Source organism: Bacillus pumilus (assembly GCF_038738535.1).
Lineage (GTDB): Bacteria > Bacillota > Bacilli > Bacillales > Bacillaceae > Bacillus.
The window spans coordinates 537,555-561,122 of the sequence record NZ_CP046128.1; the positions used below are offsets into that span (position 1 = coordinate 537,555).

At 44.0% G+C, this 23,568-nt stretch carries 24 protein-coding genes, 4 tRNA genes and 3 rRNA genes; 23 read left to right on the forward strand and 8 right to left on the reverse strand.

Going from position 1 to position 23,568, the window contains the following annotated elements:
* Positions 1 to 11 precede the first annotated feature (11 nt).
* Positions 12 to 281 carry a YesK-like family protein gene (locus GKC25_RS02635; RefSeq protein WP_187704352.1) on the forward strand — a complete coding sequence of 90 codons (270 nt, stop codon included), beginning with the start codon at positions 12 to 14 and terminating at the stop codon, positions 279 to 281.
* On the opposite strand, the gene GKC25_RS02640 is transcribed toward GKC25_RS02635, so the two are convergent.
* A complete protein-coding gene (locus GKC25_RS02640) occupies positions 278 to 817 on the reverse strand; it encodes a GNAT family protein (RefSeq protein ID WP_342689901.1) in 540 nt (179 codons plus the stop codon). The genes GKC25_RS02635 and GKC25_RS02640 overlap by 4 nt on opposite strands.
* Positions 814 to 1,209: a VOC family protein gene (locus tag GKC25_RS02645; RefSeq protein WP_034666005.1), complete on the reverse strand. Its 396-nt coding sequence runs from the start codon at positions 1,207 to 1,209 to the stop codon at positions 814 to 816. Before GKC25_RS02645 ends, GKC25_RS02640 begins: the two co-directional genes overlap by 4 nt.
* 192 nt (positions 1,210 to 1,401) lie before the next feature.
* Between GKC25_RS02645 and GKC25_RS02650 the strand changes: the two genes are divergently transcribed.
* From GKC25_RS02650 to GKC25_RS02670, 5 genes are all read left to right on the forward strand, one after another.
* Entirely contained in the window at positions 1,402 to 1,944 is a 543-nt protein-coding gene (locus GKC25_RS02650) for a dihydrofolate reductase family protein (RefSeq protein ID WP_052004395.1), read from the forward strand.
* A 109-nt stretch (positions 1,945 to 2,053) separates the two neighbouring features.
* Positions 2,054 to 2,527, forward strand: coding sequence for a MarR family winged helix-turn-helix transcriptional regulator (locus tag GKC25_RS02655; protein ID WP_106038570.1), 474 nt, complete (start codon positions 2,054 to 2,056; stop codon positions 2,525 to 2,527).
* Positions 2,511 to 3,134: a nitroreductase family protein gene (locus GKC25_RS02660; protein WP_342689902.1), complete on the forward strand. Its 624-nt coding sequence runs from the start codon at positions 2,511 to 2,513 to the stop codon at positions 3,132 to 3,134. Before GKC25_RS02655 ends, GKC25_RS02660 begins: the two co-directional genes overlap by 17 nt.
* A 17-nt stretch (positions 3,135 to 3,151) precedes the next feature.
* Entirely contained in the window at positions 3,152 to 4,204 is a 1,053-nt protein-coding gene (locus GKC25_RS02665; RefSeq protein ID WP_095286274.1) for an LLM class flavin-dependent oxidoreductase, read from the forward strand.
* A 348-nt stretch (positions 4,205 to 4,552) separates the two neighbouring features.
* Positions 4,553 to 4,846 (forward strand): hypothetical protein, encoded by a 294-nt coding sequence (locus GKC25_RS02670; RefSeq protein WP_034665989.1) that lies wholly within the window; start codon positions 4,553 to 4,555, stop codon positions 4,844 to 4,846.
* Positions 4,847 to 4,879: 33 nt separating this feature from the next.
* Here the strand turns inward: GKC25_RS02670 and GKC25_RS02675 are convergent, their stop codons facing one another.
* A complete protein-coding gene (locus tag GKC25_RS02675) occupies positions 4,880 to 5,443 on the reverse strand; it encodes a helix-turn-helix domain-containing protein (protein WP_034665985.1) in 564 nt (187 codons plus the stop codon).
* A gap of 109 nt (positions 5,444 to 5,552) precedes the next feature.
* On the opposite strand from GKC25_RS02675, the gene GKC25_RS02680 reads away from it, so the two are divergent.
* On the forward strand, positions 5,553 to 6,140 hold the full coding sequence (locus GKC25_RS02680; protein ID WP_095286277.1) for a LysE family transporter: 588 nt from the start codon (positions 5,553 to 5,555) through the stop codon (positions 6,138 to 6,140).
* 4 nt (positions 6,141 to 6,144) lie between these two features.
* Here the strand turns inward: GKC25_RS02680 and GKC25_RS02685 are convergent, their stop codons facing one another.
* Both GKC25_RS02685 and GKC25_RS02690 read right to left on the reverse strand, forming a co-directional pair.
* Positions 6,145 to 6,696, reverse strand: a complete 552-nt coding sequence (locus tag GKC25_RS02685) for a GNAT family N-acetyltransferase (protein ID WP_034665977.1) — start codon at positions 6,694 to 6,696, stop codon at positions 6,145 to 6,147.
* Between the two features lie 127 nt (positions 6,697 to 6,823).
* Positions 6,824 to 7,717 carry a LysR substrate-binding domain-containing protein gene (locus GKC25_RS02690; RefSeq protein ID WP_095286278.1) on the reverse strand — a complete coding sequence of 298 codons (894 nt, stop codon included), beginning with the start codon at positions 7,715 to 7,717 and terminating at the stop codon, positions 6,824 to 6,826.
* A gap of 203 nt (positions 7,718 to 7,920) precedes the next feature.
* Here GKC25_RS02690 and GKC25_RS02695 point away from each other — a divergent pair, with 203 nt between their 5' ends.
* The gene (locus tag GKC25_RS02695) at positions 7,921 to 8,910 is read left to right on the forward strand and encodes an aldo/keto reductase family protein (protein ID WP_034665969.1); all 990 of its coding nucleotides are present in this window, start codon (positions 7,921 to 7,923) and stop codon (positions 8,908 to 8,910) included.
* 152 nt (positions 8,911 to 9,062) lie between these two features.
* Positions 9,063 to 9,248 (forward strand): CsbD family protein, encoded by a 186-nt coding sequence (locus GKC25_RS02700; protein WP_034665964.1) that lies wholly within the window; start codon positions 9,063 to 9,065, stop codon positions 9,246 to 9,248.
* A gap of 94 nt (positions 9,249 to 9,342) precedes the next feature.
* Here GKC25_RS02700 and GKC25_RS02705 read toward each other — a convergent pair whose 3' ends face one another.
* Entirely contained in the window at positions 9,343 to 9,663 is a 321-nt protein-coding gene (locus tag GKC25_RS02705) for an AzlD domain-containing protein (protein WP_034665961.1), read from the reverse strand.
* Positions 9,660 to 10,385 carry an AzlC family ABC transporter permease gene (locus GKC25_RS02710; protein ID WP_095286282.1) on the reverse strand — a complete coding sequence of 242 codons (726 nt, stop codon included), beginning with the start codon at positions 10,383 to 10,385 and terminating at the stop codon, positions 9,660 to 9,662. Before GKC25_RS02710 ends, GKC25_RS02705 begins: the two co-directional genes overlap by 4 nt.
* 296 nt (positions 10,386 to 10,681) lie before the next feature.
* On the opposite strand from GKC25_RS02710, the gene GKC25_RS02715 reads away from it, so the two are divergent.
* Both GKC25_RS02715 and GKC25_RS02720 read left to right on the forward strand, forming a co-directional pair.
* A complete protein-coding gene (locus tag GKC25_RS02715; protein WP_034665952.1) occupies positions 10,682 to 11,557 on the forward strand; it encodes a DMT family transporter in 876 nt (291 codons plus the stop codon).
* An 80-nt stretch (positions 11,558 to 11,637) separates the two neighbouring features.
* Entirely contained in the window at positions 11,638 to 12,657 is a 1,020-nt protein-coding gene (locus GKC25_RS02720) for a S66 peptidase family protein (protein ID WP_342689903.1), read from the forward strand.
* Positions 12,658 to 12,693: 36 nt separating this feature from the next.
* Here the strand turns inward: GKC25_RS02720 and gltP are convergent, their stop codons facing one another.
* Positions 12,694 to 13,944, reverse strand: coding sequence for a glutamate-aspartate/proton symporter GltP (gltP, locus tag GKC25_RS02725; protein WP_034666069.1), 1,251 nt, complete (start codon positions 13,942 to 13,944; stop codon positions 12,694 to 12,696).
* 369 nt (positions 13,945 to 14,313) lie between these two features.
* On the opposite strand from gltP, the gene GKC25_RS02730 reads away from it, so the two are divergent.
* The 12 genes from GKC25_RS02730 (at position 14,314) to tsaD (ending at position 23,558) form a co-directional block, all read left to right on the forward strand.
* Positions 14,314 to 14,390: transfer RNA gene (locus tag GKC25_RS02730), tRNA-Arg, on the forward strand.
* Positions 14,391 to 14,401: 11 nt separating this feature from the next.
* Positions 14,402 to 14,475, forward strand: a tRNA-Gly gene (locus tag GKC25_RS02735).
* Between the two features lie 179 nt (positions 14,476 to 14,654).
* A 16S ribosomal RNA gene (locus tag GKC25_RS02740) occupies positions 14,655 to 16,203 on the forward strand.
* 182 nt (positions 16,204 to 16,385) lie between these two features.
* A 23S ribosomal RNA gene (locus GKC25_RS02745) occupies positions 16,386 to 19,316 on the forward strand.
* 61 nt (positions 19,317 to 19,377) lie between these two features.
* A 5S ribosomal RNA gene (rrf, locus tag GKC25_RS02750) occupies positions 19,378 to 19,493 on the forward strand.
* Together the 16S, 23S and 5S rRNA genes with 4 tRNA genes alongside form the textbook arrangement of a ribosomal RNA operon.
* Positions 19,494 to 19,511: 18 nt before the next feature.
* A tRNA-Met gene (locus tag GKC25_RS02755) sits at positions 19,512 to 19,588 on the forward strand.
* Positions 19,589 to 19,592: 4 nt separating this feature from the next.
* Positions 19,593 to 19,669: transfer RNA gene (locus GKC25_RS02760), tRNA-Asp, on the forward strand.
* Positions 19,670 to 19,946: 277 nt separating this feature from the next.
* Positions 19,947 to 20,924 carry a thiamine-phosphate kinase gene (gene thiL / locus GKC25_RS02765; RefSeq protein ID WP_034664914.1) on the forward strand — a complete coding sequence of 326 codons (978 nt, stop codon included), beginning with the start codon at positions 19,947 to 19,949 and terminating at the stop codon, positions 20,922 to 20,924.
* Positions 20,925 to 20,936: 12 nt separating this feature from the next.
* Complete coding sequence (tsaE, locus tag GKC25_RS02770; RefSeq protein ID WP_106031432.1) at positions 20,937 to 21,413, forward strand: tRNA (adenosine(37)-N6)-threonylcarbamoyltransferase complex ATPase subunit type 1 TsaE; 477 nt, start codon at positions 20,937 to 20,939, stop codon at positions 21,411 to 21,413.
* Positions 21,394 to 22,083, forward strand: a complete 690-nt coding sequence (gene tsaB / locus GKC25_RS02775) for a tRNA (adenosine(37)-N6)-threonylcarbamoyltransferase complex dimerization subunit type 1 TsaB (RefSeq protein ID WP_034664907.1) — start codon at positions 21,394 to 21,396, stop codon at positions 22,081 to 22,083. The genes tsaE and tsaB overlap by 20 nt, the downstream gene beginning before the upstream one ends.
* 25 nt (positions 22,084 to 22,108) lie before the next feature.
* Entirely contained in the window at positions 22,109 to 22,537 is a 429-nt protein-coding gene (gene rimI / locus GKC25_RS02780; RefSeq protein WP_024424460.1) for a ribosomal protein S18-alanine N-acetyltransferase, read from the forward strand.
* Positions 22,530 to 23,558, forward strand: a complete 1,029-nt coding sequence (tsaD, locus tag GKC25_RS02785) for a tRNA (adenosine(37)-N6)-threonylcarbamoyltransferase complex transferase subunit TsaD (RefSeq protein WP_034664904.1) — start codon at positions 22,530 to 22,532, stop codon at positions 23,556 to 23,558. The genes rimI and tsaD overlap by 8 nt, the downstream gene beginning before the upstream one ends.
* Positions 23,559 to 23,568: the final 10 nt, after the last annotated feature.

Sequence of the window (23,568 nt, forward strand, 5' to 3'; positions counted from 1 at the left end):
GTTGAAACAACATGTTTTGGCTGCAAACCGCTATTTTTACAATCGTTGTATTGTGTCTCTCATGGTGGGCAGGGAAAAGACGCAGACACCGTCATGCGGGGCTAATCCTCCCTATATGCTTCATTCTATTTGGATTGGTTTTATTGATATTCAGTTTCTTCATTGGCAGATGGGAAGGCATGGCGCTTAGTATATCAAGCATCTCTATCGTTCTCTCTTCCATGATTTGTTTGATCATCGTCACAGCGATTCAATTTTTTAAAAAAGATGACCCTTCTTAAGCGGGGGCATCTCCACTGTTCATCTGATTGTATTCTTCACGAAGGATGCCCATGATGATCACATCTGAGTAGGTTTCATTGAAATAGAGTGCTTGGCGTCTTTTCCCTTCATATTGAAATCCGGCTTTCTCATAGCTTCTGAAGGCTCTTGGATTATGGGAAAAGACTTCGAGCTCAAGACGATTGAGTTCTAATGTATCAAAGGCGAATGCTTGAACCATCCGGACAGCTTCTGTACCATAGCCCTTTTGGAAATGTTCTGGTCCATGAAGCGCAATGCGGAAGCTTGCCGTATGATTAATTGGATCAATGTCCACAATCGCCGCATCCCCAATCATTTCTTTCGTGTCTAGCAGACAAATGGCGAAATCTCGTCTGCTGTCATCTTGTAAAAATCGGGTATAGGCTGAACGAATCTCTTCTAGTGTGAACGTTTTGCGTGTGCCAGTCATATAAAGAGTTTCTGCATGCTGGCATCCTCTTTGAATACCAGGATAATCCTGCTCTTCAATCGGTCTCAAAAATAAGCGGGTCATGACGGATCACCCTCCTCTATATATCGAGAAATTTCAATTAAATTCAGATCAGGATCACGGATATAAACAGATTCAATCGGACCTAATGTACCTGTGCGCCTGACTGGCCCTTCTTCAATAGGAACCACTTGCTTGCGAAGGTGCAGCAGCAGACTATCCATATCTAAATCGGTGATAAAGCACAAATCACTAGAGCCAGGAAGTGGGTGAGCCGCTGCCCGTTCAAATTCATGACCAGCTTCATGAAGGTTGATCTTCTGTAAACCAAAACGAAGCGCTTTACGGCCTTCTCCAAAGGTTTCTTCCTTCATTCCTAATACGTTTGTATAAAAGCGAATGGTGTCCTCCATATGTTGTACAGTCAACACGATATGATCAAGTCGTCGTATCATCAGTCTCTCCTCCAAGTATGATCATTGATTGAACTGATTTTATTATATCATTACCTGAAGAGGATACCTTATTGAATCACGGTTTTGAAGACATGAAAATGGAAGATGGCAAACCCATGTATCCTTTGTCTTTCCTTTCTGATACAATGGGGATAGAATATATGTTCTTATTTAGGGTAAGGAGTGATGGGATTGAGTCAGAAAAGGAAGCTGCTTTTTTATGGGGCGATGAGTATCGATGGCTATTTAGCGAGAGAGGATCACCGGCTCGATTGGCTAATAGGAACAGAGGGCGAGGAAGAAACGAGCTATGATGACTTTTATGCGTCAGTTGATACGCTGATCATGGGGCGAAATACATATGAGCAGGTTCTTCAGCTGTCACCAGATGAGTTTCCTTACGAAGGAAAGACTTGTTATATCATGTCACGAACTTTACAAGACAGTCTGAAAGGAACTCATATCATTCGAGAAGATATCTTATCATTTGTGAAAAAATTAAAAGATGTACCAGGTCAGCATATCTGGATTGTCGGCGGCGGGGAACTGCTTCAGTCTTTCATAAAAGCAGGATTGGTTGATGAGCTTTACCTTCAAATCGCACCTGTCATGATTGGGAGAGGCATTCCTCTGTTTTCCCCAGCGGATATGGAATCCAGGTTTTCATTAAAAGAAGTACAACAATACAAGCAGATAGCTGAAATGCATTTTGTCTTAAAAGAAGAGGATCACTGACCTGAGGTGGTCTTTTTTTTATGAAACAAACTCGTTGACAATAAAATATCCTAGTGTTAGGATAAATTTATCCTAGTTTTAGGATTTATTGAAAAAAGGAGTAGTTGCCATGGTGCAGCATGAACATGAATTAGACTTAAGGCTATTCCGCGTGTGGATGAAAGCCTATCAAGCTCTTTTTACAAATATCCAAAAAGACATTGAACGGTATGATATCGGATTTGAGAACTTTCAGATCCTTGAATTGCTCTATAGTAAGGGGCCGCATCCTGTCCAAAAGATCAGCGACATCCTGTCAATCCCAAGTGGAAGCATGACATATGTCGTGAACAAACTAGAAAAACAAGAGCTGGTGAAAAGGCAATGTGCACCCTCTGATAAACGTGTATTTCATGTATTGCTGACGGAAAAAGGAAAGCAATTGTTTGATGACATTTTTCCTAAACACACAGATGTCATTTCGCTAAACCTATCCTTTATTGAAAAAGAAGAAAAAGAACAGCTCATTGAATTACTAAAAAAAGTCGGTTTAGGTGCAAAACAACTTCACGAAAAGGGGAAACAAGATGACACTCAGCTTTGATACATTGGTACGTGAAAGACGATCCGCATCAAATTTTTTGCCAAATATCTCGATTTCGAGAGAAGAGCTTAACAGCATATTTGAAGAAGTCAAAATGGCACCATCTGCTTTTAACTTACAGCACACACAATATGTCGTCGTCCAAACAGAAGGTCTCAAAGAACAAGTAAGAGAAGCTGCATTTGGACAATATAAAGTGCATTCCGCCTCAGCAGCAATTATTGTACTTGGAGACCCAAATGCTTATCAGCAAGCGGGGAACATCTATGAAGGTCTGAAAATGCTTGGCATTTTAAACACGCAGCAATACGAAGAAATGGTCAGAGAGACGATGACCTTTTATGAACAGAGAGAAGCGGATTTTCAGAAAGAAGAGGCGATCCGCAATGCTTCATTATCTGCGATGCTGTTTATGCTCTCCGCCAAAAACAAGGGATGGGACACGTGCCCAATGATCGGTTTTGACCCTGATGTCATGAAAAAGGTGTTAAATATCGAGTCGGATTTGGTTCCTGTGTTAATGATCACACTCGGAAAAGAAAAAGTAGAGAGCAGACAAGCGAGAGGCTACAGAAAGCCAGTCTCTGAATTCGTAACATACTTATAAGATAGGGGGTTCCACTCATGGAACTAGGAATAAGTACATTTGTAGAAACAACACCTGATTTTCAAACAGGAAAAACAGTCAGTCACGCACAGCGTATTCGAGAAGTAGTCGAAGAAATTATTTTAGCAGATCAAGTCGGCCTTGATGTATTTGGAGTGGGTGAGCATCATCGACAAGATTTCGCTGCATCGAATCCAGCTGTCGTCTTAGCGGCTGCGGCAACACAAACAAAGAATATCCGCCTGACAAGTGCAGTGACAGTCCTTTCATCAGCAGATCCTGTTCGTGTCTTTCAGGATTTTGCAACATTAGATGGACTATCAAACGGGCGTGCAGAGATCATGGCAGGTCGTGGTTCATTTATTGAATCATTTCCGCTCTTTGGCTATGACCTGAATGATTATGAAGAATTATTTGAAGAAAAGCTTGATTTGCTGCTCAAATTACAGCAGTCCGAGCGTGTAACATGGAGCGGAAAGCATCGCCCATCTATTCAAGATGTTGGGGTATATCCAAGACCCGTTCAAGATCCGCTTCCAATCTGGATCGGCAGTGGGGGAAACCGTGAATCTGTTGTACGTGCTGGATTATTGGGGCTGCCGCTAGTACTTGCCATCATTGGCGGGAGTCCTAGACAGTTCGCACCGCTTGTACAGCTGTACAAGCAAGCGGCAGTGCACGCTGGACATGACCCAGAGAAATTAACCGTAGCGTCACATTCGCATGGATTTGTTGCGGAAGAAACAGATCTTGCAGCAGACCAATTCTTCCCTTCCACACAGCATGTGATGAACACGTTAGCAAGAGAGCGAGGCTGGGGTCCATATACTCGTTCTACATTTGATGCAGCGAGAACGTTAGAAGGCGCGCTGTATGTAGGAGATCCAGATGCAGTGGCAGAGAAAGTGATTCACCTTAGAAAAAATGTAGGAATCACGCGCTTTATGCTTCATGTACCGGTTGGTTCAATGCCGCATGATCAAGTATTAAAAGCCATTGAGTTATTTGGAAAAGAAGTCGCTCCTAAAGTAAGAGAAGAGGTTGCCCGCTGGGAAGCAGAGCAAGCATAACGAAAAAGGTCGATCAAGTGAATAGGCTTGATCGACCTTTCTTATGCTTAAGGATCAATGACACAAGGTTTCACTGTAGGGCATGAAGCAGCAGAAGCAAGTGGTGTGGTCGTCAAGGTGAAGAGGAAAACAAGTTGAAAACAGATGAGCCATTTTTTCATGAAATCACCTCCGTTCACAATTGTTTGACGGAATGAGATGAGGATAAAAGCATAGAAGTATAGAACACTCTCTATCCAACATAAGACAATCATATCATAATTTTCAAAAAAATGAAAAAATAACTTATAAAAGGACTAAATTATGGTATGGTTAATATGTTCAACAAAAAAAGGGAGGGATTTTTTTATGAAAAAGGTCATGTCTTCTGTTTTGGTTGGAGCAATTGTCTTAACAGGTGCCGGGGTCACAGCTGCTCCAGTGGAAGCAAAGGAGCAAACAAAAAGTGAAATAACCGTTCAGGCGAGTCGAACTGTCTCAGAAACAAGAACGTATACGACCTCGAACATCCCAGAAAGTATTGTCTATGCAAAGGATGGCTGGGTCGGTATTTTAAAACAAACCTCTATTGAAGAATTAGGATTAGGAAAATACAGAGTCACATTTACTGGAACGGTTGTACGTGATCCGGGATTTAATTAAATAAAACGCAAAGCTGACAGGTGGACAAGCCTGTCAGCTTTTTTCATGAGGATAATAAAGAATCATTTGCAGCCGGACCATTTGTTCTCCGGTTTGTTTATATGCATGCGAACGGTCCGCTTTAAAACGAATGGAGTCGCCGGCCTTTAAGCTGTATTGCTCATCACCAATGGATATATCAAGCGCTCCCTCAAAAACAGTGATCAATTCCTCTGTTCCGCCAATATGTTCATTCGCATGCAGCGACCCGCCAGGATCAATTTCTACTCGGTACACTTCAAATTTTCCCCGGTCATCAAAGGGAAAAGTCGTATACACACGATATCTCCCGTCATCTTCCGTTAAAATCTGTGCATCTTCCTTGCGTACCACCTTGATTTCAGGCTGTGGTGCGTAAATGAGCTCACTAAAAGACACCTTTAATCCGTTGGCGATTTTCCACAAAGTCGTGATGGTAGGGGTTGATTCTCCTCTTTCAATTTGTCCAATCATGGTTTTACTGACACCAGTTAATTCTGCCATCTTTTCTAGGCTTAATTTTTTTTGATCTCTAAGAAGCCTCACATTTTTAGAAATAATCGATTGTACATCTTCCATGAAAAAACTCCTTTCTCTATTTACTTTATAAAGACCAAACGTTACAATAAAACGTAACATACGCAATAAAGTAATTAAAGTCTTAATAACGCACGAGGGAGGCGGCAACTTGATTCTTTCTATGTTGATCTATGCTTTTGTGAGCAGCTTTACCCCGGGGCCAAACAACATCATGGCCATGGTCTTTACGAATAAGTATGGGGTCAAGCAAACATTTCGATTTTGTTTAGGTGTGGGTATCGGATTTCTCGTCATTTTGTGTTTGAGTTGCTTCTTTAATATCATTCTTTATCAAGTGATGCCGAAAATAGGCTGGGTCATGGCGTTCATCGGAGCCGCATACATGATTTATTTAGCTGTCAAAATCATGAAAAGTAAAGGCGGGGATGACGAAACCCTTGACCGCTACAATCATTTTGTTCCTGGTATGATGCTGCAATTTATCAACCCAAAAGCGATCTTGTATGGGTTGACCGTGATTTCAACCTTTGTTTTGCCATATGGACAATCTAATATGCATTATGTGATATGGACATTGATTCTCGCACTTATTGGCTTTCTCGGTACATTCAGCTGGAGCCTATTTGGCTCTTTATATAAGCGCTTTTTGACTGCTTACGAAAAACCGTTCCAGTTTGTCATGGGGCTGCTTCTGATATACAGTGCGATTTCAATGGTATGGGGCTATGTGATGTAAGTAGTCAGAAGCTTGGCCTCTGCCTGCCCATCACAACAGTATTGTAATAAAGTCCATCTGCCAGCCGTTTATCATTTTTTAATACCCCTTCAATCAGAAAGCCATGGCGCTCATATAACCGAATGGCTTTTTGGTTGGTTTCCAGCACGTGAAGTGACATCTTCTGGATGCCTTGCTGATCAGCCCAGTCAATAGAAGCGGCTAAAAGCTCTTTGCCAATGTGATAGCCCCAGGCATCCTTTTGTATGGCGATGCCAAATGTCACTTTGTGAGCAGAGCGCTTGAGTGAATGTCCCTCACATCTAGAGAAACCGACAATCTCTCCTTCAATATCAGCGACCAAAAATAAATGCCTGCTTTGTTTGGCATCCTCTTGAATCAAAACCTCAAAATCTTTTTCATGAAGAAAGGCTTCGCCTGGTTCACGGTCTAAATATTCTGTTTCACCATCAATTTTCAGTCTGAGAGCTGATAACTGCTTGGCATCGCCAATTGCAGCAGAACGAATACGATAGGTCAAGTCACGAACGGTGAATAAGTTTTCAGAGATGATCATTGAACAGAGCACCAACCTTTCTTTCCATTATGTCTATCATACCTGAAACGTGTACATAGCAGGTTAAAGCTTTTAAGCCTGTCTTATAGATAAGTATTTTTTAATCCAGCTGACCCTGGCTGGATCTTCATGATTTAGACTGAGAACTTAAATAAGCTTCTCTCACAACTGTTAAAAAGTGGTCAGCGACGGTTGATGTATCATCTTGTCTCCATGAAACATATAAATTTACTTTTGGTGTAGTTTCTTGGATTTTTCTATAAACAACCCCTGCGCGTTTTACGCTTTCTACTGAGGATGGAACCACAGAGATTCCCATTCCTGCAGCAACTAAATTAACAATCGTATGCATTTGAATAGCTTCCTGAACTACGTTTAAACTTATGCTATTTTCCCAAAAGTAGCTGATAATTAAATCATAAAATGCTGGACCTAGATGACGTGGAAACATGATAAATGGTTCATTGGCTAATAAATGAATTGGAACTTTGGGAAATGAAGCTAAAGGATGATTTTCTGGCAAAACCAAGCTTAATGATTCCTCACAACAAATTTCTGAGGTAAGTATCTTATTATTTTGGTTAGAACGAATAAATCCTATTTGAATTTCTTTCTTATATAGTGCTTTTAACTGCTGTTCTGTAGCCATTTCACATAAGACAAGATGGATGTTAGGGAAATTTTCTCGAAACCTTTTAATAATATCGATCACAATATCAGTAGAATCTACGAAACCGATCGTTAACTGACCGATCCTTCCGTCATCTGCAAGTTGTGTTGCTTTAATCGTTCTATCTACTTGAAGAAGCGTACGGCGGGCTTCTTCTAAAAATACTCTCCCAGAATCTGAAAGTTTAACCTGTCTTTTCGTTCTATGAAAAAGCGTAACACCTAACTCTTCTTCTAATTTACGAATTTCTTGACTTAATGGAGGCTGTGCCATTTTAAGACGTTCAGCTGCCCGGCTAAAATTTAGTTCTTCAGCAACCATGATAAAATAACGTATTTGTCTCAGATCCATTTTTTATGCCCCCCCTATAAATTTCATACTTGCTTATTGTGTAAAATGATTACGAAGGATTGTTATTAAACAGTTTTGCGCTTTTTTAATGGAAATATTTTTAATTATATAAAATATATATATATTTATCTGAATATATATATTATACATATTAACGTCCTCTTTTTATAATGAAAGTATTCTTTCAAAAGGAGGGCATTGTTATGGAATATAGTAAACTTGGATCTAGTGGATTAACAATTAGTAAACTTGCTTACGGAAACTGGATTAATCATGGTGGTAAGATAAATGAAGAAACTGCCCATGATTGTGTGAAAGCTGCTCTTGATGTTGGTATTACGACGTTTGATACTGCTGATGTTTATTCAGACACCAAGGCTGAAGAGATACTAGGCAGGTCTTTAAAAGGGATCCGGCGGGAGAGTATTGAACTTTGTACAAAAGTATGTCATCCAACTGGTACTGGGAAAAACGATAGAGGATTATCACGCAAGCATATTTTGGAAAACTGTCATGCCTCTTTGCGACGTTTACAAACGGATTATATTGATATTTACTATGCACACAGGTTTGACCCAACTACACCTCTGGAAGAAACGATGTTAGCTTTCGCAGATCTAGTAAGACAGGGTAAAGTGAACTATATTGGTGTAAGTGAGTGGACAGCAGAACAAATTACTCGAGGGGCAGCGCTTGCACGAGAGCTAAATGTCCCCCTTATCGCCAGCCAACCTCAATACTCCATGTTATGGAGAATAATTGAAAGTGATGTAATACCGACCTGCCAGCGTGAAGGACTTGGCCAGGTAGTATGGTCTCCTTTGGCCCAGGGGATCCTTACTGGAAAGTATCTCCCAGGAAAATCACTTCCGACTAATTCGCGTGCTAACTCATCTGCTGGAAAACCTTTTTTTAAAAACCTTGCTCAACGCTGGATGAATAATAACACCTTAGAGGCGATACAAAAGCTTAAGCCCGTCGCACAAGAGGTTGATCTTACTCTCGCTCAGCTTGCGATAGCATGGGTACTGCAAAACCAGAACGTTTCTGCAGCAATTATCGGTGCTTCTAGTCCAGAACAGGTGAGGGAGAATGCTTTAGCATCTGAGGTGAAAATTGAAACTGCGATGATGAATCAGATTGACGAAATTCTAGGTGATCTGGTTGAATACGATCAGAGTAAAACAGGTTAAAGCTTTTAAGTCTATCTTATAGATCATTATTTTTAATCCAGCCGACCTTGGCTGGATTTTCATGTTGCTGTAGTTTCTTGGATCGCACACTCAGATGTTTTGTATCTCTCAAAAAGGCTAAATGAATAGTATCAAACGTGGAGGTGGAACAAATGAGTGAAGAAAAAGGACATATGGATAAAGCGAAAGGAAAAACAAATCAAGTCAAAGGTCAAGTGAAAGAAAAGCTTGGCGAAGCAACAGATCATCAAAACCTGAAAGCAGAAGGGAAAAAGGATCAAGCCAAAGGAAAGCTTCAAGATAAAAAAGGGGATGTGAAGAATAAACTAAACGAGTAGCTTTCAGAAAGCTACATAAACCATTTAAGGCATGCCCTGATGATGAATTCCTGATAAGAAAAAAGCTTAACCACATGCGGTTAAGCTTTTTCTTTTAGAAAAACCATCTAGCAGTTCCCATCAGCATGACGCCTACAAGAACAGTAAGTGACAAGCTTTTTGTCCAAATAGCGATCAGTACGGTCGGAACTAAGACAGCAAGGTACATCCAGTGAATGGTGACGCCTGTTGTGGTATGAATGAACAGATGCTCTGCAATCAAAGCTGTAAAGATACAAATGGGAATAAACGATAACCACTTAAGCACCACTTCAGGCAGCTCGATACTTCGTACAAATAAAAAGGGAACGACCCTTGGAATGACGGTTACAATCATACAGCCGAGAATCAGCCATATCATAAAACTGCTGATCATTTATCTGTCACCACCCCAATGGTTGCGACAATCATGGTGGCTAACAGAACAGCCACGTGTGAGGGAACAAAATGAAGCAGAACAAACATTGCAACGACCATATACAAAACAAGTGACAGGCGATGGGTTAACTTACTTTTAGGCACAGTTTGCAAAGAAAGAACCAACAGCGCAGCAAACATAGCGGAAAGGGCAAAATCAAGACCAAGGGCTTCAGGATTTGAAATCCAGTGTCCAAAAATGCCGCCAAGTATACAGGCAGCAATCCAGCACAAATAAGCCGTTATGTTTAGCCCATGCATCCACCGATTATTCAGCTTTCCTTGCTGAGCTAATTTATTCATGGCTACGCCAAAGGATTCATCAGTCAGCAATAGACCGAATCCAATGTTTTGTTTCACAGAGTAGCGTGTAAAATGAGGAGCCAGCGTCAGGCTGAGCAATAAATGACGCAGATTCACAATAAATGTAGTGAGAATAATAGCGGAAAGGGGACTTCCAGTGACAAGCAGTGCACAGATAATAAACTGTGAAGCACCTGCATAAATAAAGATTGATAGAAGCGCAATGTCCCATAAGCTCAACTGTGCGCTAATTCCAACAATTCCGAAGGCAAACCCAATACTCATATAACCAAGCAGGGTTGGCACACAATCTTTTATTCCCTCGAGAAATGGTTCATGTTCCGTGCTGGGAATGTGTTTTCTAGCTTCAATATCCAACGACCTCTACTCCTTTTCTGCGTGACCACCTATAGTTTTACTTACTATATGAAAACGAATTCAGCATGTCAATAGCCGCTTATCTTCTATTATATGAAGAAAAAAGGTGACAAAAAAGGATTGAAGTCAACCAGAATTTGTTATAAAGTATCAGAAAATAAAAATAATTGGAGTGACGGCAATGCTATGGAAGCCTTTGTTTGAACATGATGTTCCAAATGCCCTCCGTCCATAACGGAGAGTGATCTCCGTTTGTGGATATGGTCATCAAAATATCCAGTAACGGAGGGAAAAAGATGAATGAAAAATATATAGGCGCCCTTTACCTAGCAATCGCTGCAAGTATTTGGGGCGGCATGTACGTTGTTGTCAAAGTAACAGTAGCGGTTGTTCCACCACTTGAGCTCGTTTGGATGAGATATGCTGTAGCAGGAGTCGTTTTGGTGTTCACCATTTGGCGCTTGGGCTATTCCTTTCGATTAGATAAAAAAGATATCCCGCTTATAGTGGTGATTGGGCTGATCGGAAATTTTCTTTCAATCGTGACCCAAGAAATCGGGACGATGTATACGTCTGCACAAATGGGGGCCGTTATCACATCTGCAACACCTGCGTTTATGGTGCTGTTTGCGTTCTTTCTATTAAAAGAAGCCATGACTGTTCGAAAGTGCGCATCCATCCTGCTTGCTACAGCAGGTGTATTGCTCATGATTGGACCAGTCGCAGTGCAAACAGATGAATTTGTTGGCGGTCTTTCATTGGTCATCGCTGCTTTAACATGGGCGCTTATGTCTGTTTTGCTAAAACGAGTTCCAGGAAAATACCCTCAGGTGGTGACAACCACATATGCGATCATCATTGCATTCATTGTTTTAACACCGCCAGTATTATTTCGTTTACCTCACCTAGATGTGGAGCAGATGGCAAGGCCAGAGATTTGGGGCGGTATTCTTTATCTAGGCATCATTTCAACAGCTTTAGCATTCTTTTTGTGGAATAGAGGGCTTCAATTGATGGATGCCTCAAGCGGAGGTCTATTCTTTTTCTTTCAACCGATCGTAGGTGCCATTCTTGGATGGCTGCTTTTGGGAGAAGAAATGGGATTACGCTCATTCATTGGAATTCTATGTATATTTGCAGGTGTCTATACTGTGCTGCGTCAAAAGGAATAAGAGAAGATGTCCCTTGTAAAAGGGGCATCTTCTTTAAAATGGGTAGGCTTGAGAGATTGAGAGAGGGTGGGGGAAACAGAATGATACAATTTCCGCATTTACAAAAAGGACAAACGATTGGTGTCACAGCACCTTCCTCAGGTGTACAGCCATCCTTGCATGACATGTTTCAGCTCTCATGCGAACGAATGAAAAAAAAAGGCTATGATGTCATATGTGGAGAGACGGTATGGCACCAGGAAAAGGCAAAATCAGCGCCTGCCATAGAACGAGCAAACGAGCTTCAGTATATGATGACGTGCAATGAGATTGACCACATCATCCCGCCATGGGGAGGACAGCTTTTGATGGAAGTGCTAGAGCACCTTGATTTCTCAACTATGCACAAAAAGTGGATTCTTGGTTACTCAGATACGAGTGCACTCTTGCTGGCATTTACATTAAAAACAGGCATTGCTACAGCACATGGCCCAAACTTAGTGGATTTACGAGGGGAAGAGTCTGATCAAACGACTGCTATGTGGGAAAAAGTGCTTTCCACAGAAGAGGAGATGGACATTACTCAGTTTTCTTCATATAAGTATCAAAAGGAATGGCAGCATGACACCCCGAGTCAACATGTCTTTCATTTAACAGAGCCTACAAGATGGCGCACGGTTCATCCGCAGGAGAAGGCGGTGAAGGGGAGACTGATGGGAGGCTGCATTGATATCATACGTCACTTAGCGGGGACACCTTTTGGAGACGTTAAAGCTTTTCAGGAAACATTCATAAAAGGTGAACCGATTCTCTGGTACTTCGAAAACTGCGCATTAAATGCTACCAGCATGAAGAGATCACTTGTTCAATTAAAACTAGCAGGGTGGTTTGACCACTGTTCAGGTATCATGTTTGGGCGAAGTGCAGTTGATGTGCCTGTAGAAGGGTATCAATATCGGGACGTATATGAAGAATTACAAAAGGAATTACAAATCCCCATTTTCTACGATATAGATTGTGGGCATGTCCCGCCACAAATGACGCTGATTAATGGCGCATATGCAGAAGTGCAGCTGCAACCTCAAGGCAAAGCGGTCCTAAAGCAAGCATTTTTATTATAAGAAAAGGAAAGGGGAACCCCTTTCCTTCATATAACATTACATCCCTTTTGTTTCCTCACCTGCTTTTGGAACTTCCCATGCGGACTCACGGAATACTTTTTCCCATTTCGATACGACAATACATGCAACGGCATGCCCTGGAACATTCACACCTGTTCGTGCCATATCCATAATTCGATCAACACCGGCTATAATGGCGACGCCTTCTGCTGGAAGACCTACTGCATGGGCGGTTGCTAAAAGAACGACGAGTGAACCGGATGGCACTGCTGCAATCCCTTTACTCGTTAACACAAGAACAAGCATCATCAAAAGCTGCTGTGACAGACTCATGTCGACACCAAACGCTTGTGCAAGAAACACACAGGATACCGATAAATATAAACTGGACCCATCACAATTGAGAGAAAGACCAGATGGAATGACAAAGGAGACGATTCTTTTTGGACACCCGTATTTTTCCATTCGTGACATAAGCTGAGGAAGGACAGTTTCTGTACTTGTAGTAGAGAAGGCAACTAAGAACAAATCCCAAATCATTTTTAAAACTTCGAAGTAGTTAAAACGGAAGATCAGTGCGACCAGAGGGAACAAAGCAAAGAGAATAATGAATAATCCTAAAAATACAGTCCCGACAAGCTTCATCATTGGGATTAATAAAACAATGCCATATTGGCCAACGGAAGCGGCCATTAATGCAAGAACTCCAATAGGTGCTGTCACCATGACCATCTGCGTTAGCTTAAACATAATTTGTGCCACTGATTCAAAGAAGGTGAGAACAGGAGCGGATGCTTTACCGATGCCGCTTGCGGCTACACCAAATAATATGGCGAAGAAAATGACAGCAAGTAAATCATTCTGAGCCATGACATCGACGATATTCGTTGGAATGATATCGAGTACCATTTGTTTAAAGTCAACGACTTTCTGCGTATAGCCATCTAATTCACCAATATCTTTCTTAGCTAATTTAGAGAAATCAAGGCCAACGCCAGGCTTTAGAACATTAGCCAGCAATAGACCAATTCCTAGAACGATGGTTGTGATGACCTCAAACCAAATGATCGTCTTTAATCCTAGGCTGCCCATTTTCTTCATACCGCCACTGCCAGCTGCACCAATAACAATGGTAGAGAAAACGATAGGAACAACGATCATTTTAATCAATCTGATGAATCCATCTCCAATTGGCCGCAGTGCCATCCCGAAGTCAGGAAAGAAATGGCCGATAAGAGCTCCTATCACCAAAGCGATCATGATTTGAAAAGCGACGAACTTTTTCATCATCTCCTACCTCCTTTAAATGCTTGGAAAATATTAAGAATTTTCCAATAAATAAAAATTCTATGTGACCATGTTTTGTCCTCCTTTGGATTTAGAAAGATTTTATTTAAGAATCATTAGAATTATGAAGAAAGAGAAGAAAATAGGGCTATTGCATCTCTATTTATCTAAGAAAAAACCACTTCTTAAAAAATATGAAACTTTTTTAGAAAAATGTATTGACCCATTTATGTGATCCATGGTATATTTTTATTCGTCGCTGATGACGTATTTGAAACAAAGCCATTCAAACACATGCGACAAACAAATTTTAAAAAGATGTTGACTTGATAAAAACGACATGTTAAGATAATTAAGTCGCCTGATTAAGCGCCCGTAGCTCAATTGGATAGAGCGTTTGACTACGGATCAAAAGGTTAGGGGTTCGACTCCTCTCGGGCGCGCCAATACAAATCACGCGGGTGTAGTTTAGTGGTAAAACCTCAGCCTTCCAAGCTGATGTCGTGAGTTCGATTCTCATCACCCGCTCCATTTTGAAACGTGATCTTTGAAAACTAAACAAGACAAAACGTACCTGTTAATTCGAGTTTTTATAAAAAAATCCTATGATATATCATAGGTAGTCAGTCAAACACTGACGAGGCAGGAAATGATCACATGCTAAGTTCGCTACATCGTGTAGCAACGCATGTGTGATATGCATCCTGCATACCTCGGAGAGTTTGATCCTGGCTCAGGACGAACGCTGGCGGCGTGCCTAATACATGCAAGTCGAGCGGACAGAAGGGAGCTTGCTCCCGGATGTTAGCGGCGGACGGGTGAGTAACACGTGGGTAACCTGCCTGTAAGACTGGGATAACTCCGGGAAACCGGAGCTAATACCGGATAGTTCCTTGAACCGCATGGTTCAAGGATGAAAGACGGTTTCGGCTGTCACTTACAGATGGACCCGCGGCGCATTAGCTAGTTGGTGGGGTAATGGCTCACCAAGGCGACGATGCGTAGCCGACCTGAGAGGGTGATCGGCCACACTGGGACTGAGACACGGCCCAGACTCCTACGGGAGGCAGCAGTAGGGAATCTTCCGCAATGGACGAAAGTCTGACGGAGCAACGCCGCGTGAGTGATGAAGGTTTTCGGATCGTAAAGCTCTGTTGTTAGGGAAGAACAAGTGCGAGAGTAACTGCTCGCACCTTGACGGTACCTAACCAGAAAGCCACGGCTAACTACGTGCCAGCAGCCGCGGTAATACGTAGGTGGCAAGCGTTGTCCGGAATTATTGGGCGTAAAGGGCTCGCAGGCGGTTTCTTAAGTCTGATGTGAAAGCCCCCGGCTCAACCGGGGAGGGTCATTGGAAACTGGGAAACTTGAGTGCAGAAGAGGAGAGTGGAATTCCACGTGTAGCGGTGAAATGCGTAGAGATGTGGAGGAACACCAGTGGCGAAGGCGACTCTCTGGTCTGTAACTGACGCTGAGGAGCGAAAGCGTGGGGAGCGAACAGGATTAGATACCCTGGTAGTCCACGCCGTAAACGATGAGTGCTAAGTGTTAGGGGGTTTCCGCCCCTTAGTGCTGCAGCTAACGCATTAAGCACTCCGCCTGGGGAGTACGGTCGCAAGACTGAAACTCAAAGGAATTGACGGGGGCCCGCACAAGCGGTGGAGCATGTGGTTTAATTCGAAGCAACGCGAAGAACCTTACCAGGTCTTGACATCCTCTGACAACCCTAGAGATAGGGCTTTCCCTTCGGGGACAGAGTGACAGGTGGTGCATGGTTGTCGTCAGCTCGTGTCGTGAGATGTTGGGTTAAGTCCCGCAACGAGCGCAACCCTTGATCTTAGTTGCCAGCATTTAGTTGGGCACTCTAAGGTGACTGCCGGTGACAAACCGGAGGAAGGTGGGGATGACGTCAAATCATCATGCCCCTTATGACCTGGGCTACACACGTGCTACAATGGACAGAACAAAGGGCTGCGAGACCGCAAGGTTTAGCCAATCCCATAAATCTGTTCTCAGTTCGGATCGCAGTCTGCAACTCGACTGCGTGAAGCTGGAATCGCTAGTAATCGCGGATCAGCATGCCGCGGTGAATACGTTCCCGGGCCTTGTACACACCGCCCGTCACACCACGAGAGTTTGCAACACCCGAAGTCGGTGAGGTAACCTTTATGGAGCCAGCCGCCGAAGGTGGGGCAGATGATTGGGGTGAAGTCGTAACAAGGTAGCCGTATCGGAAGGTGCGGCTGGATCACCTCCTTTCTAAGGATATATGGAGCAGTGTGCGTTTTCGTCTTGTTTAGTTTTGAAGGATCATTCCTTCAAGATATGTCTCTAGCGAGACAGGATTGTTCTTTGAAAACTAGATAACAATAAGTAATACATTCACATTGAATGCAATGCAAAGTTCATCACACATAGTGATTCTTTCTAAAGTAAGAAATGGTTAAGTTAGAAAGGGCGCACGGTGGATGCCTTGGCACTAGGAGCCGATGAAGGACGGGACGAACACCGATATGCTTCGGGGAGCTGTAAGCAAGCTTTGATCCGGAGATTTCCGAATGGGGAAACCCACTGCTCGTAATGGAGTAGTATCCATACTTGAATACATAGAGTATGAGAAGGCATACCCGGGGAACTGAAACATCTAAGTACCCGGAGGAAGAGAAAGCAAATGCGATTCCCTGAGTAGCGGCGAGCGAAACGGGAACAGCCCAAACCAAGAGGCTTGCCTCTTGGGGTTGTAGGACACTCTATACGGAGTTACAAAGGAACGATATAAGCGAAGAGGTCTGGAAAGGCCCGCCAAAGAAGGTAACAGCCCTGTAACTGAAATGTTGTTCTCTCCAGAGTGGATCCTGAGTACGGCGGAACACGTGAAATTCCGTCGGAATCCGGGAGGACCATCTCCCAAGGCTAAATACTCCCTAGTGACCGATAGTGAACCAGTACCGTGAGGGAAAGGTGAAAAGCACCCCGGAAGGGGAGTGAAATAGATCCTGAAACCGTGTGCCTACAAGTAGTCAGAGCCCGTTAATGGGTGATGGCGTGCCTTTTGTAGAATGAACCGGCGAGTTACGATCCCGTGCAAGGTTAAGCAGAAGATGCGGAGCCGCAGCGAAAGCGAGTCTGAATAGGGCGCATGAGTACGTGGTCGTAGACCCGAAACCAGGTGATCTACCCATGTCCAGGGTGAAGTTCAGGTAACACTGAATGGAGGCCCGAACCCACGCACGTTGAAAAGTGCGGGGATGAGGTGTGGGTAGGGGTGAAATGCCAATCGAACCTGGAGATAGCTGGTTCTCTCCGAAATAGCTTTAGGGCTAGCCTCAAGGTAAGAGTCTCGGAGGTAGAGCACTGATTGGACTAGGGGCCCCTACCGGGTTACCGAATTCAGTCAAACTCCGAATGCCGATGACTTATCCTTGGGAGTCAGACTGCGAGTGATAAGATCCGTAGTCGAAAGGGAAACAGCCCAGACCGCCAGCTAAGGTCCCAAAGTATACGTTAAGTGGAAAAGGATGTGGAGTTGCTTAGACAACCAGGATGTTGGCTTAGAAGCAGCCACCATTTAAAGAGTGCGTAATAGCTCACTGGTCGAGTGACTCTGCGCCGAAAATGTACCGGGGCTAAACGTATCACCGAAGCTGCGGACTGTTCTGACGAACAGTGGTAGGAGAGCGTTCTAAGTGCTGTGAAGTCAGACCGGAAGGACTGGTGGAGCGCTTAGAAGTGAGAATGCCGGTATGAGTAGCGAAAGACGGGTGAGAATCCCGTCCACCGAATGCCTAAGGTTTCCTGAGGAAGGCTCGTCCGCTCAGGGTTAGTCGGGACCTAAGCCGAGGCCGAAAGGCGTAGGCGATGGACAACAGGTTGATATTCCTGTACCACCTCCTCACCATTTGAGCAATGGGGGGACGCAGGAGGATAGGGTAAGCGCGGTATTGGATATCCGCGTCCAAGCAGTTAGGCTGGGAAATAGGCAAATCCGTTTCCCGTAAAGGCTGAGCTGTGATGGCGAGCGAAATTTAGTAGCGAAGTTCCTGATTCCACACTGCCAAGAAAAGCCTCTAGCGAGGTGAGAGGTGCCCGTACCGCAAACCGACACAGGTAGGCGAGGAGAGAATCCTAAGGTGATCGAGAGAACTCTCGTTAAGGAACTCGGCAAAATGACCCCGTAACTTCGGGAGAAGGGGTGCTTCTTAGGGTGTTAAAGCCCCGAGAAGCCGCAGTGAATAGGCCCAGGCGACTGTTTAGCAAAAACACAGGTCTCTGCGAAGCCGTAAGGCGAAGTATAGGGGCTGACGCCTGCCCGGTGCTGGAAGGTTAAGAGGAGCGCTTAGCGTAAGCGAAGGTGCGAATTGAAGCCCCAGTAAACGGCGGCCGTAACTATAACGGTCCTAAGGTAGCGAAATTCCTTGTCGGGTAAGTTCCGACCCGCACGAAAGGCGCAACGATCTGGGCACTGTCTCAACGAGAGACTCGGTGAAATTATAGTACCTGTGAAGATGCAGGTTACCCGCGACAGGACGGAAAGACCCCGTGGAGCTTTACTGCAGCCTGATATTGAATGTTGGTACAGCTTGTACAGGATAGGTAGGAGCCTTGGAAACCGGAGCGCTAGCTTCGGTGGAGGCATCGGTGGGATACTACCCTGGCTGTATTGACCTTCTAACCCGCTGCCCTTATCGGGCAGGGAGACAGTGTCAGGTGGGCAGTTTGACTGGGGCGGTCGCCTCCTAAAATGTAACGGAGGCGCCCAAAGGTTCCCTCAGAATGGTTGGAAATCATTCGCAGAGTGTAAAGGCACAAGGGAGCTTGACTGCGAGACCTACAAGTCGAGCAGGGACGAAAGTCGGGCTTAGTGATCCGGTGGTTCCGCATGGAAGGGCCATCGCTCAACGGATAAAAGCTACCCCGGGGATAACAGGCTTATCTCCCCCAAGAGTCCACATCGACGGGGAGGTTTGGCACCTCGATGTCGGCTCATCGCATCCTGGGGCTGTAGTCGGTCCCAAGGGTTGGGCTGTTCGCCCATTAAAGCGGTACGCGAGCTGGGTTCAGAACGTCGTGAGACAGTTCGGTCCCTATCCGTCGCGGGCGCAGGAAATTTGAGAGGAGCTGTCCTTAGTACGAGAGGACCGGGATGGACGCACCGCTGGTGTACCAGTTGTTCTGCCAAGGGCATCGCTGGGTAGCTATGTGCGGACGGGATAAGTGCTGAAAGCATCTAAGCATGAAGCCCCCCTCAAGATGAGATTTCCCATTCCGCAAGGAAGTAAGATCCCTGAAAGATGATCAGGTTGATAGGTCTGAGGTGGAAGCGTGGTGACACGTGGAGCTGACAGATACTAATAGATCGAGGACTTAACCTATATTCTAATGTGAAGCTTGAACATTGTTATCTAGTTTTGAGAGAACATTCTCTCCATCAGGTTTGGTGGCGATAGCGAAGAGGTCACACCCGTTCCCATACCGAACACGGAAGTTAAGCTCTTCAGCGCTGATGGTAGTTGGGGGTCTCCCCCTGTGAGAGTAGGACGCCGCCAAGCTTGTCATATTTATATCATCGCGGGGTGGAGCAGTTCGGTAGCTCGTCGGGCTCATAACCCGAAGGTCGCAGGTTCAAATCCTGCCCCCGCAACCAAAATGGTCCGGTAGTTCAGTTGGTTAGAATGCCTGCCTGTCACGCAGGAGGTCGCGGGTTCGAGTCCCGTCCGGACCGCCATTTTTATGACTTGTAAACGAAAACGTATAGTTTCGTTTTTTTTTATGTCTTTTTCTTTTCGTACGTATCCAAGATGCAATGAATTGGTTTGTGTTTGGCTACACGTTATGTGAAAAGAAAAAGATAGATCACTTCAACCCAGCCTGGTTTTTTCATACCAGGCTTTCTTTATATCATTTTTAATTGGAATTGAAACTCATATTGGCTTACACTAATACTAATTATGTCTGACATCGTGTCTACTCAATCAATTGATTGCATGAAGGGGCTGCTTTTTATGGATGAATTTGATCTTATTCGCCGAATTACACCAAAAGAAACACATCAGCGTTCTTTGGTTATGGGCATCGGTGATGATGCAAGTGTTTATCAACCTCATTCACATTGTGAAGAGGTCGTTTGTGTTGATACAATGGTGGAGTATGTTCATTTTCGTTTTGATTTTTCCACACCTTTTGAGATTGGCTTTAAAGCACTAGCGGTCAATGTCAGTGATATTGCCGCAATGGGAGGAACCCCAAAGTATTATCTTGTATCGATTGCGATCCCCCCTCATGGTGATGAGACGATCGTCTCAGCTCTTTACGAGGGAATGAAAGCATTGGCTGACACCTATCATATGGATTTAATTGGTGGAGATACGGTCGCCACTCGCAGTGACTTTGTCATTACAGTGACGGTCATTGGCGAGGTTCCCAAGGGAACAGCTTGTTATCGTCACAGTGCTCAGACAGGAGACGTCGTCTTTGTCACAGGTGAGCTTGGTTCATCAGCTGCTGGCTTATCACTTTTAATGAACGAAGTAACCCCTACCAAGGCAGTCGACAAAGCCTTTTTTCTTGAGCGTCATAAAAAGCCTCAGCCTCACATTGCTGCTGGACATATTTGCTCAAGCTTCCCACGGGTCACCTTGAATGATGTGAGTGATGGATTAGCGAGTGAGCTGAATGAGATAGCCGAAGCGAGTCATGTGACGATTGAGATAGAAGCAAACAAGCTCCCCGCACATCCAGATTTACCAGTGCTGCGTAAAGACTGGCTGGAATGGGTGTTATTTGGCGGGGAAGACTTTGTATTAACTGGTACGATTCCAGAGGCTGATTGGGAAAGCTTTGAAATGCAATGTAGAAAAGAAGACATTCAAGTCAAACGCATTGGACAAGTCAAAGGTGATCAAGCAGCAAGCGTTATATTAAAAGACAATGAACAGCAAACAATGTTAATGAAAAAAGGATATAATCATTTTAAGAAATGAGGTGACATAACTGTGAAATTAACATGGACGACAAAAGGTGCGGATGAGACGAAACGAATTGCCGCTGCTTTGGCCAAACTTGTGATGCCAGGCGATGTTTTGACATTAGAAGGGGATTTAGGTGCAGGCAAAACTACTTTTTCAAAAGGTTTTGCAGAAGGCTTAGGGATTACCCGTATCGTCAACAGCCCTACCTTTACGATTATTAAAGAATATACCGATGGCAGACTGCCACTTTATCATATGGACGTGTACCGCATGGAAGATGCGGAAGAAGATATTGGGCTCGAAGAATATTTTGAGGGCGAAGGTGTATGCTTGGTTGAGTGGGCACATCTCATTGGACCTCAATTGCCTTCCACCTATTTGAAAATAGAAATGCTGAGAACAGAACGTGAAGAAGAACGTCATCTCACGTTTAGTGCAAAAGGGGAACGCTATAAGACCCTTTGTAAGGAGATGAAAGAATTTGACCATACTGGCAATTGATACGTCTAACCATACACTAGGAATTGCCCTTGTAAAAGATTCCACAGTGATTGGTGAGAGCATCACGTATTTAAAAAAGAACCATTCCGTCCGAGCGATGCCGACTGTTGAGGCATTAATGAAAGAATGTGGTGTAGCGCCAAGTGAACTAAGTAAAATCGTTGTAGCGAAAGGACCTGGTTCCTACACTGGTGTCCGAATTGGTGTGACCATTGCAAAAACACTCGCGTGGACGCTGTCTATCCCGATATCGGCTGTTTCAAGTTTAGAAACACTTGCGGCAAATGGTCAATATTTTGATGGATGGATCTCGCCACTATTTGATGCGAGAAGAGGACAAGTTTATACTGGGCTATATACGTTTGAAGAAGGAAAAATCAAAGAGATCAAACCAGACCAAAATATCTTGCTCACGGATTGGCTTCATGAGCTGAAGCAGACAGGAAAGCCTGTCCTATTTCTTGGGCAGGATGTGCATCTTCATGAAGAGAGCATTCGCTCCATTTTAGGAGAAACTGCTGTGATAGCAGAGGGAGCTTTTCATAACCCAAGACCTTCAATGCTTGCGTTTTTAGGGACAGATCGTCCTGCTGAAGATGTTCATCAGCTTGTTCCTAACTATATTCGTTTGGCAGAAGCGGAAGTGAAATGGCTTGAAGGACAAAAATAATCTCAACATAACAGAGATTCGAAAAATGACGGTAGCGGACATTCCAGAGGTGTATACGATTGAAGTGCATTCGTTTACTGCACCTTGGAAAAAAGAATCATTTGTCTATGAGATTCTCCATAACCAGTACAGCCATTATTTCCTCATTGAAGAAGATAAACAGCCTGTTGGGTATTGCGGGGTCTGGATCGTCATGGACGATGCACAAATTACGAACATTGCGATTCTCCCTGAGCATAGAGGAAAGGGCTACGGGGAAGCATTGCTGCGATATGTCATGGAATTTTGCAAAGAAAAAAAGACAGATCATCTTTCTTTAGAGGTGCGGGTTTCGAATACACCTGCACAATCCCTTTATGAAAAGCTTGGTTTCAGACCAGCTTCTATTCGAAAGAATTATTATACGGATAATGGGGAAGATGCATTGGTCATGTGGGTGAATATAAATGAGTGAACAAACAGATCGATTCATATTAGGTATAGAGACAAGCTGTGATGAAACAGCTGCATCCATTGTAAAAAATGGGAAAGAAATTGTGGCGAATGTTGTGGCCTCGCAAATAGAAAGTCATAAACGATTTGGCGGTGTTGTACCAGAAATCGCTTCAAGACATCACGTGGAACAAGTTACCATCGTATTGGAAGAAGTGATGACACAGGCCAATATGAGCTTTCAGGATTTAGATGCCATTGCTGTCACAGAAGGACCGGGCTTAGTCGGTGCCCTTCTGATCGGTGTCAACGCAGCCAAGGCACTGAGCTTTGCTCATCAGATTCCTCTTGTTGGTGTACATCATATTGCTGGGCATATTTATGCAAACCAGCTTGTAGATGAATTACAGTTTCCATGTTTGGCTCTTGTTGTCTCTGGTGGACATACTGAGCTTGTGCTAATGAAGGAGCATGGATCTTTTGAGGTCATTGGAGAAACATTAGATGATGCGGCTGGAGAAGCCTACGATAAAGTGGCTCGGACGATGGGTCTCCCGTATCCAGGTGGACCTCATATTGATCGGTTAGCACATGAAGGAGAGCCAACGATTAAACTTCCTCGTGCATGGCTTGAAGAAGGTTCCTATCACTTTAGCTTTAGTGGATTAAAATCAGCTGTAATTAACACATTACACAATGCATCTCAAAAGGGAGAAACAATTGCTCCAGAGAATTTGGCAGCAAGTTTTCAAGCAAGCGTCATTGAGGTGCTTGTTGGGAAAACATTAAAAGCGGCTGAGGCCTATGGCGTAAAGCAGGTTGTCCTAGCTGGTGGAGTCGCTGCCAATAAAGGACTGAGAGAAGCTTTGACGACAGCATTCACAAAGCTACCTGACGTGAAGGTCATTATTCCGCCGTTATCTCTTTGCACAGACAATGCAGCCATGATCGCTGCTGCTGGAACCATTGCGTTTGAAAAGGGAATAAGAGGCGATATGGCGATGAATGGCCAGCCGGGCTTACCGCTTGTCTCATATGAATGAAAACTCCTGT